Raw genomic sequence first — 9,918 nt, 5'->3', positions numbered from 1 at the left:
AGGCCCATGCCCACATAATACCTTCGTATCAGCAGGTAGTGAAAATAACTTTTCTTCAATAGCTGTAAGTAATTGAATCATATTTCCTTCTGGTAAATCGGTGCGACCAATGCTCATTTGAAAAAGCACATCACCTGAACATACAAGGCCTGCTTCGCTCATATAGTAAGAAACACTACCTGGTGTATGTCCTGGTGTTTCATAAACCTGAAAAGAGAAAGAACCTACTGTTAACGGACCTTCCTTTTCAATTATATAGTCAGCGGGCTGCACAATTATATCTTCACCCATCGTAAATTGTAGGGAACGATTTAAAGATGGATTAACTAACCAATCTTGTTCGTTCTTATGCACATAAACAGGAATATTATAAACATGACGAACTTCATCTACTGCTCCTATATGATCAAAGTGAGCATGTGTAAGCAATATGGCTTGTGGCTTTAATTCGTTCTCCTTTAGATAAGTAAGTAGTTTTTCTCCTTCTGCTCCTGGATCGATAATAATACATTCATGTTGATCATTATATACAATATAAGCATTTGTTTGTATAGGTCCCAATGGAATTTGTGCCCATTTCATGATTCATTCTCCTCTTCGTATACTGATTCATCTTAAAAATTATATTATACAAGATAAATCAGCAAAAATAAGTATATTTTTTATCATACATCATTTTATTCTGTATGCAAAAAGAAAGAATGTATTCGTTTTCAATAATTCTCGACATTTCAACAGGATTACTGTAAAATAAATATAATATTTACAATTAATGTAAATTAATTAGAGGTTAGAGGGGGAGTATAATGAAATATAGTGTTGTCTTTATCTTTTCTCTCGTCGCTCTTTTAGCAGCGTATGGTGTATATAAAACAGGGAAAGAAAAAAATAAGCTTGGCATTATTTTTTCATTTCTAACGCTCGTAGTCTTTGGTTGGTTTACTATTATGACGATATGGGGTAACGGCTATCCTCCTGTCGGTCACTGAAATAATCCCCACTTTTAGTTTGAAGTGGGGATTTATTTTATCATCATTATCCAATTTTTTTAATAACTAACCAAGCAGAGCCAACAACTCCTGCATCATTACCAAGTGTTGCAATAGCAAGCTTCGTGCTTTTTGCGACTCTAGGAAATGCAAATCTTATAAATTGCTCTTGAATTAACGATAATAGGAATTCCCCGGCACGAGAAACGCCGCCACCAATTACAATTTTTTCTGGATTTAATATGTTTGCTATATTTGCAATTGTTAATCCTAAATGATATGCCATTGTTTTCACAACCGCTAAAGCTATAGCATCCGTCTTTGCCGCATCAAATACATCCTTTGCAGTAATCGTTCCTGTACTCCTCATGACATCGCGTAAAACACTACTGTCATTACTACTTTGTAACGCTTCTTTTGCCAATCGAACTATACCCGTTGCCGAAGCTACGGTTTCTAAACAGCCTGTTTTTCCGCAATTGCATGATGCCCCGTTCTCTGGAATTACTGTTATATGACCTATTTCACCTGCTGCACCGCTTATGCCATGAACCAGTTCCCCATTTGTAATCACACCGCCACCGACACCGGTTCCCAAAGTTACACATACCATATCCGAAGCACCTTCGCCGGCACCTTTCCACATTTCCCCGAGAGATGCAACGTTTGCATCATTATCTACCGACACCATAAGGCCTGTTTCCTCTTGCATCAATTGCATAAGCGGATAATCCTTCCACCCTATATTGATAGCCTCATATACAATCCCTGTTTCTAAATTGACAGGACCAGGCGCTCCAATTCCAATACCGGCTACTTTTGATTTTGATTCTCCCATTTCTTCGAGCTTCATTTCTATTGCTTTTGCTATTTCCGTAGGAATATAAATACCATTGTCAGAAAGGTTCGTCGGAATTTCCCATTTACATAAGAGATCTCCTTGGTACGTAATGAACGCTAATTTAATCGTTGTAGCACCAAGATCGACTCCAACTATCCATTTCTCATTCATATTGGCATCCTTCCTTCACTTTGATTTTCCTTTCACTCGTTGCATTTCTTGCTTGAGTACAAGAATTGATGAATCAAACAATTGTTTTTCAATAAGCTGTGCGTGATACAGTTCAACTAATTCGTCATGCATAAGTTCTAAATCAGCCAATCTATCTCCTGTATAAATAAACGTTCCGAATTTTTTTAATACTTGCTGAATGTCATAAATGGATGTCATCATTTCACCCTCAAAATTTTATTATAAGAAAACGGTATCATGACCTATTATAAAAAGAACAGCTCGTAGCGTCAATTTCCTATCATCTGTTCTTTTGTCATTTACTCAACATTTCGGTTGTATCCTAGTAATTCCTTCTATTCATAAAACTACCCTTACCTCGAATCTTATTTAACGGTGATATCCGTACCAGAGTAAGCCGCCAAGCACTACAATTGCGCAAACAATAGCTGCTCCTCTTTTCCATACAGATGATGTTTGCTTTGGTACATGTACGATTACAGCCCCCAGCAATCCTCCGACTAACCCACCGATATGTCCTGCATTATCAATTCCCGGAACAATAAAACCAAACACAAGATTTATACCGATTAACGTAATCACATTTTGCATAACTGCCTTTGGAAATATCTTTGAATAAGTAAACGCAATATAAAGAAGTGCGCTAAAACAACCAAAGATTGCACCTGAAGCACCTGCAGAAACGCTATTAGATACAATAAAACTAAATACGCTACCAGAGAACCCAGCTAATAGATAAAGAAATAAAAATCGTCCATTCCCAATAATTCGTTCCACTTGACTTCCTATGTAGTATAGAGCCACTGTATTCATAAGCAGGTGAAGAATTCCTATGTGTAAGAACATAGGAGTAAAGAAGCGCCACCACTCCCCTTGTAGAATAAGCGGATTATATTTCGCACCAAAGTGAACAAGAGTAGCTGTATTCATACTTCCGCCATTCCATTCCAAGATACAAAACATTGCGATTTGAATAGTTATCAGCGCTTTTGTAATAATAGGCTGGGCATAATGTGTAATACGTTCACGCTGTTTTTTACGAGATTCAAGAAGTACAGCTAACCTTTTACGCAAATTAAGGGGATCCTCTCCTTGTAGCGTTTGTAGGCTTTTCAGATCTTCTTCTTGTAATCCTATGTAATGTATTAGAAAATTTCGTTGTTCCTCTACATTGTCGTTTGCAAAAAAAGTAGTTTTTATCGGCGCCGCTACGCGCATATCTTCGGTAGTCCGTTTCCAATCATCAACCGGTTCCTGCTTGGAAATATACACATTGAAAAATGCAGGAATTTTTTGAAAAGAACGTTTCGTCAATTGTTGGATAAGCGGCTGCATTTCAATTATGTCATGTTCTACTTGGTTTGCTAGGTCAAAATTATCACATTTAAACCGAACAATGGTTGGATTTTTCTTTTGTGTTGACTCTAACCAAGCCTCATGGTTCTCATCTGAAAAATAAACAAGCTCATATTTTTCTAAAGAAACCAATATGTATAGCAAGGACCAATACATCGTATCTATTCGATCGTACATCGTACTCCCTCCTTCTACTTATTATTATAAAAGGTAATGGGTCAATCACCTAACTACAATTTCAAGAAATATAAAAAAGACGAAATTGTCATAGCATTCCGTCTTTTTTATTTCCACCTATTTCTTCAAAAACAGTCGATAATTCGATCGTCCGTTATAATTTTCTGTACAGACTGATCATAGGATTCTGTCGGCAGATTGGATACTATTTGTTCGCTAAATGCTAAAGAAACGGTATTCCCTTCAAACATAGAGAGATAACGATCGTAATATCCTCCCCCATAGCCGAGTCTGTCCCCCTTTTCTGTAAATGCTACTCCTGGAACAAATAATAAAGGGATATCCTGCATTGCTGCAATCTTTGTAACAGCTGGAATTGGTTCTTCTAAATTCATATAAATTGTTTCTAACTGATGGAATGATGTAATATATCGAAATGTCAATGTATGCGTACTTGTATCACACTTAGGTACAGCAACTCGTTTTCCTTGTAACCAGGCCATTTCAATTATAGGACGTGTAGGTACCTCTTGTTTCATCGAGAGAGTAATACCTATTGTACTTGCCTGTTTCCATTCCTCAAGTTCAAACAGCTGTCTTGTAATGGATTTAGACTTTATGACAAATTCCGGTTGCGGGATTACTGCAACACTTGCCAGAATACTTTGCCTAATTTGCTGTTTTGTTTCCTCCAGATTAAATCCCTCCTTCTCATAAAAAAAAACAGTAGGAAATAAATCCTACTGTTTATTTTGTTTCACGGTGTACAGTTGCTTTTTTATCTCTTGAGCAATATTTTTTAAGCTCAAGGCGTTCTGGGTTGTTACGTTTATTTTTCTTAGAAATATAGTTACGTTCGCCGCACTCTGTGCATGCTAGGGTAATGTTTACGCGCATCTTATTTCCCTCCAGTCATATATAACATAAATCAGACTTTACTATGATATCACTTTTTAAATAAAATTTCTACACCTTTTGATATCGTCGAATTTTTTCTATCAAATTTGTTATCTGTTCCTTAGCAATCGCAGGGTTTAAAGAATGAGAATAAACAATAATCTTAGGCTGTTCCGAGTCAGATACAATGTAAGACCACTCATTATTTTCATGATTGCATTTAATCCCTTCGAGGACTTCAAGTTCTTGCTTTGGTACATCATCTAGAAGCTTTCGCATCACCTTTCCCTTTTCCATCCAAGGGCACACAACTTCATCACGGAGTAAATGAAATTGTGGATAATTTTTAAATATATCATACAAAGGTAATTGGTGTGAGGCCATAATCTCAAGTAGCTTCCCGATTTGAAATAAAGCATCTTGCTGAAAATAGCTATCTTCTTTTGATACACTTTCTTCCTCTACATAGCATGTAATATAACCAGACCCCCGCTTAATTGTGAGAGGATAATAGCTCCCCTCTCCCCTTTGAAGAAGAATTTGTGGCACCCTTACACGTTCATGCTCCATACTTGTATACACATTTCCTACAGAATCATACAGTTCAAATCCATTTCCTTGCTCACGAAAAACAATTCCCATATGCGCATAGCTAGATTGAATCAAAGACTTCATATGATCTTCATTTACAGTAGAATAGATCCAAGTAATATTACAATCCAATTCTTGAAAAAAAGTTAGAATAGCGTCGTGAAAGGAGCTAGTAAGCTTATTTACTAAAAGATGAAAACGCTCTTTTTTAATAAGTCCTGTATTCAATATTTGAAGGATAGATTTGACATACTTCATTTCCTGCACTTCAATAGTTATACCTTTTCCAATCTCCTGAACATTTGGAAGACAAGTCGCTTCCGTAATATAAGCAGTTTCAATTTCTTTTTCTTTACGAGTCGAAAGCAAGTTACCATACTGATCATAAAACGAAAGAATCATGGAAGGATCTCGAGAGGAATCCTGCATGTAAATAAATATACCACCATTTACAGATTCAGAAGAAACTTCATAACGAAAGCACGCTTTGTTCGTATCCTGGCAAGTAAATGTATGAATACCATAGGCTTGGAGGCTATTAATAAACAACTGTTTAATTAATTGGGAATAAGGATGTTGATCGCTCCCAACCAGCACAGTCGAATGAAAGGAAAGCGTACTCCCATAGGCGGCTGCAATTTTCATGATTTTCTCCGGAGTAATATCAAGGTTCGGTTTCCCAATTATGTTCCCTCTGCTAAACAAAGAAGAAGAGTTTTTCAATTGATAAGAAACTGTAGAAACAAGGACAGTACTTGTATCAATGACTTTACCCGGCCATATCTTTACCTTAGACTTCACAATCGTTTGCTTTCCTAACCTACAATAATCCGCCACTACACTTTTTTCAAACAAGGACGCTCCTTCTTCAATTACCGTATGAGAGGCTATGATAGTTTCAGTAAGTTCACATTTCCTCCCTGTATGCACATCGCTCCATAGTATTGATTTTTTCATATGTGCATACTCTCCAACTACACTGTTAGCCCCAATCACAGTATGTGGTTCTATATTTACTCCACCTAATATTTTCACATTGTCACCAATAAATACAGGACCTTGAATCATCGTTCCCTCTTCAATGTCTACTTCTTTCCCCATCCATACAGAAGGCAACACTTCAATTGCCGATAGAGAAACATCTACCTTTTTATTTAGTATGTCAACATTTGCCTGTCTATATTGTGGAAAGGTCCCAATATCAAGCCAATATCCGTTACATAAATAGCCATAAATCCGTTCCTTTTTCTGTAATAATGTTGGAAATACATCATGACTAAAATCAAGAAATGTATGTGGCTGCATATATGAAAAAATCTCAGGATCCATAATATAAATACCCGTATTTACTGTGTTCGATACAACTTCATGCCAGCTTGGCTTTTCTACGTATTTAATGACACGTCCTTCTTCATCTGTAACAACCAAACCAAAATTCAATGGATTCGAGACTTCCTTTTGAAATATGGTTACCAGACGGTCACCGCTTTTATGAAAGTCTATCCCTTTCGATAAATCCATATCTGTTAACGCATCCCCACTAATCACTACGAAAGGTTCATCCAAAAACTGCTCTGCTTGTTTTATGCTTCCCGCTGTTCCTAACGGCGGAGAGTCTACGAAATAATACAATTTCACTCCCCATTTACTACCATCGCCAAAGTATTGCTGTATGGAAGAACTTAAATATTGGACAGTCACTGCAATTTCGCTTATACCGTGTTTTTTCAGAAGTTCTATACTATATTCCATTACTGGCTTATCCAGTAGAGGCAGTAGCGGCTTGGGAAGATGACAAGTTAACGGCCGCAAACGAGTTCCTTTTCCTCCTGCTAAAATAACGCCCTTCATTGCATTCCACCTCCACTTTTCGTTATTTCCACAACTTGCTCATACACTTGTATGGTAAGATCGGCTATCTTCTTCCAACTATAGTACTTTAGGACATACTGATGACCATGAAAGGCAATTTGTTTCGCATGTTCCTTGTCTTCAAAAATGATTTGTAATTGCTCTATTAAACTTGCTGCATTTCCTGGAGTTATTTTCCTACCGTTATAACCATGTATAATAATTTCTCCTAATCCACCCACATCAGAAACAACCGTAGGCTTTTTGGCTAACATTCCTTCTAATGCTACAATTCCAAAGGGCTCATATAGACTAGGGACAAGTATGACATCGCTTTCCTGCAAAAAAGCTCGTTGCTCTTCTTCCGTAATATGACCAAGAAAAGAGACATTTGCTCCTAGTCCACGTTCCTTTACAATAGATTGATACGTTTCAAGCATGGGACCTTTTCCAGCTATAACAAACATAAGTAACGGATATTTTTCTACTAATGCTGGTGCAGCCTCAATAATCGTATAGAATCCCTTTTCACTTACCATTCGGCCAATTGAAAAAATAAGAAGCCTATTTTCTAAAGAATACCTTTTCCTTATTACGCAAGATGGATGGCATTCCCCAAAGAAATAAGCATCTATCCCATTAGGAAAAATATACATTTTCTCAGGATTCCCCTGCAATATACTTTGAACTTCTTGCTTCATAAAATTGCTGCATACGATAATCGCATCAGCTGCTTGCACTAATTCCTTTTCTTTCATGTGTATTTGCTTTTGGAGAGGAGTATGAATACCATTATTTCGGCCGTGTTCTGTTGCATGAATAGTAATGATTAGGGGGATTTGTTTCTTTTCTTGTAGGCTTATAGCTGCACTGCACACGAGCCAATCATGTGCATGAATCACGTCAAATGAAATAGTGCTACATAAACTTTGTGCATACTGTACCATTGCTTCATTTAATCCCATGATCCAATTATAAAACTGCGTACGATCCTCAAAATTTCCTTGGACTCGATGAACATGTACCTGGTTCATACATTCATAGGTTAGAGAGCCTTCTACAAAATTCGTAATGACGTGTACGACGTGTCCAATATGAGCTATTGACTTCGATAACTCATATACATGTCTTCCAAGACCGCCAACGAGCGTCGGTGGATATTCCCACGCAAGTAGAAGAATCTGCTTTCTTTCCATTTTACTCCTCTTTCCTGTCTCCACTAAAGAAGAGACTATTATTCATAAAGGATATGTGTAAAAGCAAAGATGTATAAAATAGTCAGAATACTAAAATAATTGAATTTAACATGATGATACCATCAAACCCGTCTAGATACAATAAGGCTAATATGTCTAAAAAAGGAGAATTGTATGTAATAGATGAAAAATAAAAAAGTGAAGCATCTATCTGCTCCACCTTCGATTGAACATCTTATTCATTTAATAAATAATGCTTCCCTTTTACTAAGTAGAAGATATTTTCAGCTACGTTCGTAATGTGATCTGCTACCCGTTCGATATAACGAGCAACAAAGGAAAGCTGAGTAATTTGATTAATATCCTTCGGTTGTTCGGGAATAGAAACCATCAATTCACGTACAGCCTTACCATACAACTCGTCTACTACATCATCCATCTCAGCCACTTGCTTAGCAAATACTAAGTTTTCATCTTGATAAGCTTGAATACATAATGTCAACATCTTCTGTGACATTATGTACATCTCTTCAAGAGTATCTAATGAAATCGAGAGCTCTTTTGCACCAAGACGAATTGTAGCTTTCGCTATATTAACCGCATGATCAGAAATTCGCTCTAAATCCGATGCGATTTTTACAGAGGAGAAAATTCTTCGCAAATCGGTTGCAACTGGCTGCTGCTTTGTAATGAGCATGACAGCCAGATCATTGATTTCTTCTTCTAAGTTATCGCTCTTATAGTCGTTATCAATAACTTGAAGGGCAAAATCCACATCTTTCAATTGCAATCCTTTCATGCTTGTTTGCAACGCAATCTCTGCTAGCTTACCCAGTTCTATAATTTTATCTTGCAGAGACTTTAAATCGTAATCAAATTGTTCCCGTACCATTGTAAGCCTCCCTAAGAATATATCTATTAACCAAAGCGGCCCGTAATATAATCTTCAGTTCTCTTGTCTGTTGGTGTTGTAAATAATCGATTTGTATCTGTATATTCTACAACTTCTCCACTTAAGAAGAAAGCAGTGCGATCTGAAATACGTGCTGCTTGTTGCATATTATGTGTAACAATGACAATGCTAAAGTTTTTCTTCAACTCTTGAATCAATTCTTCCACTTTCAATGTAGAAATTGGATCTAGAGCTGATGTTGGTTCATCCATTAAAATAACATCCGGTTCAATAGCAAGACAACGTGCTATACATAAACGTTGTTGTTGACCACCTGACAAACCATATGCGTTGTCGTGCAAGCGATCTTTTAATTCATCCCAAGTTGCCGCTCCGCGCAAACTTTTTTCCACAATTTCATCTAGCGTTTTTTTATCGCGAATACCATGAATTCTAGGACCATATGCTACATTTTCATAAATGGACTTAGGAAATGGATTTGGCTTTTGAAACACCATTCCAACATGTGTACGAAGTTCTTCTTGATGATACGATTTATCTAAAATATTTTTCCCACGATAAGATATTGCACCTGTTGTCCGAACGATAGGCACAAGTTCAACCATGCGATTTAATGTTTTTAAATACGTAGATTTTCCGCAACCACTTGGTCCAATAATAGCGGTAACTTCATTTTCGTTAATACTTAAATTAATATCTTTTAATGCATGATCTTCACCATACCATAAGTTTAAATCCTTTGTATCAAACACAATATTTTTTGTAGAATCTGACGTATTTTCTTTTTTTTGCATATTTACATTTACTACAGTTGAAACCATTTTCATTCCCCTTTCATCCACAATGAGAATTTCAGTTCTCTAAATTTCTAGTATTCCATTATTTCAAGTCTTAATACTTATACATAAATTTATT

General features: G+C 36.6%; 11 protein-coding genes. 1 reads left to right on the top strand and 10 read right to left on the bottom strand.

The genetic code is table 11. The features are described 5' to 3' along the window. Positions 1-582 (bottom strand): MBL fold metallo-hydrolase (locus tag AC11ZT_RS12410; RefSeq protein ID WP_484059896.1); only part of this gene is annotated, 582 nt, incomplete at its 3' end. 224 nt (positions 583-806) lie between these two features. Between AC11ZT_RS12410 and AC11ZT_RS12405 the strand changes: the two genes are divergently transcribed. Continuing rightward, a complete protein-coding gene (locus tag AC11ZT_RS12405; RefSeq protein ID WP_484059895.1) occupies positions 807-989 on the top strand; it encodes a DUF2759 domain-containing protein in 183 nt (60 codons plus the stop codon). Between the two features lie 46 nt (positions 990-1,035). Here AC11ZT_RS12405 and AC11ZT_RS12400 read toward each other — a convergent pair whose 3' ends face one another. The 9 genes from AC11ZT_RS12400 to pstB all read right to left on the bottom strand — a co-directional run bounded on the left by AC11ZT_RS12400 (position 1,036) and on the right by pstB (position 9,824). Next, positions 1,036-2,001 carry an ROK family glucokinase gene (locus AC11ZT_RS12400; RefSeq protein ID WP_484059894.1) on the bottom strand — a complete coding sequence of 322 codons (966 nt, stop codon included), beginning with the start codon at positions 1,999-2,001 and terminating at the stop codon, positions 1,036-1,038. 15 nt (positions 2,002-2,016) lie between these two features. Then, positions 2,017-2,220, bottom strand: a complete 204-nt coding sequence (locus AC11ZT_RS12395; protein ID WP_379970218.1) for a YqgQ family protein — start codon at positions 2,218-2,220, stop codon at positions 2,017-2,019. Positions 2,221-2,391: 171 nt separating this feature from the next. Continuing rightward, positions 2,392-3,555 carry a rhomboid family intramembrane serine protease gene (locus AC11ZT_RS12390; RefSeq protein WP_484059893.1) on the bottom strand — a complete coding sequence of 388 codons (1,164 nt, stop codon included), beginning with the start codon at positions 3,553-3,555 and terminating at the stop codon, positions 2,392-2,394. A 125-nt stretch (positions 3,556-3,680) separates the two neighbouring features. Continuing rightward, positions 3,681-4,250 carry a 5-formyltetrahydrofolate cyclo-ligase gene (locus AC11ZT_RS12385; RefSeq protein WP_484059897.1) on the bottom strand — a complete coding sequence of 190 codons (570 nt, stop codon included), beginning with the start codon at positions 4,248-4,250 and terminating at the stop codon, positions 3,681-3,683. A gap of 52 nt (positions 4,251-4,302) precedes the next feature. Next, entirely contained in the window at positions 4,303-4,452 is a 150-nt protein-coding gene (rpmG, locus tag AC11ZT_RS12380; RefSeq protein WP_129727240.1) for a 50S ribosomal protein L33, read from the bottom strand. A 69-nt stretch (positions 4,453-4,521) separates the two neighbouring features. Continuing rightward, the gene (locus tag AC11ZT_RS12375; RefSeq protein WP_484059892.1) at positions 4,522-6,894 is read right to left on the bottom strand and encodes a sugar phosphate nucleotidyltransferase; all 2,373 of its coding nucleotides are present in this window, start codon (positions 6,892-6,894) and stop codon (positions 4,522-4,524) included. Then, positions 6,891-8,090: a glycosyltransferase family 4 protein gene (locus AC11ZT_RS12370; protein ID WP_484059891.1), complete on the bottom strand. Its 1,200-nt coding sequence runs from the start codon at positions 8,088-8,090 to the stop codon at positions 6,891-6,893. Before AC11ZT_RS12370 ends, AC11ZT_RS12375 begins: the two co-directional genes overlap by 4 nt. Before the next feature lie 235 nt (positions 8,091-8,325). Then, complete coding sequence (gene phoU / locus AC11ZT_RS12365) at positions 8,326-8,982, bottom strand: phosphate signaling complex protein PhoU (RefSeq protein WP_484059890.1); 657 nt, start codon at positions 8,980-8,982, stop codon at positions 8,326-8,328. 26 nt (positions 8,983-9,008) lie between these two features. Beyond that, on the bottom strand, positions 9,009-9,824 hold the full coding sequence (gene pstB / locus AC11ZT_RS12360) for a phosphate ABC transporter ATP-binding protein PstB (protein WP_484059889.1): 816 nt from the start codon (positions 9,822-9,824) through the stop codon (positions 9,009-9,011). Positions 9,825-9,918 lie beyond the last annotated feature (94 nt).

This window comes from Ectobacillus sp. (genome assembly GCF_056992975.1).
This window is presented reverse-complemented; position numbering and strand designations above follow the sequence as displayed.

Coding starts and splice junctions, on each gene's coding strand:
- phoU (WP_484059890.1), bottom strand. CDS start 8,982: ATGGTACGGGAACAATTTGATTACGATTTAAAGTCTCTGCAAGATAAA.
- AC11ZT_RS12405 (WP_484059895.1), top strand. CDS start 807: ATGAAATATAGTGTTGTCTTTATCTTTTCTCTCGTCGCTCTTTTAGCA.
- AC11ZT_RS12395 (WP_379970218.1), bottom strand. CDS start 2,220: ATGACATCCATTTATGACATTCAGCAAGTATTAAAAAAATTCGGAACG.
- rpmG (WP_129727240.1), bottom strand. CDS start 4,452: ATGCGCGTAAACATTACCCTAGCATGCACAGAGTGCGGCGAACGTAAC.
- AC11ZT_RS12390 (WP_484059893.1), bottom strand. CDS start 3,555: ATGTACGATCGAATAGATACGATGTATTGGTCCTTGCTATACATATTG.
- AC11ZT_RS12400 (WP_484059894.1), bottom strand. CDS start 2,001: ATGAATGAGAAATGGATAGTTGGAGTCGATCTTGGTGCTACAACGATT.
- AC11ZT_RS12370 (WP_484059891.1), bottom strand. CDS start 8,090: ATGGAAAGAAAGCAGATTCTTCTACTTGCGTGGGAATATCCACCGACG.
- AC11ZT_RS12375 (WP_484059892.1), bottom strand. CDS start 6,894: ATGAAGGGCGTTATTTTAGCAGGAGGAAAAGGAACTCGTTTGCGGCCG.
- pstB (WP_484059889.1), bottom strand. CDS start 9,824: ATGGTTTCAACTGTAGTAAATGTAAATATGCAAAAAAAAGAAAATACG.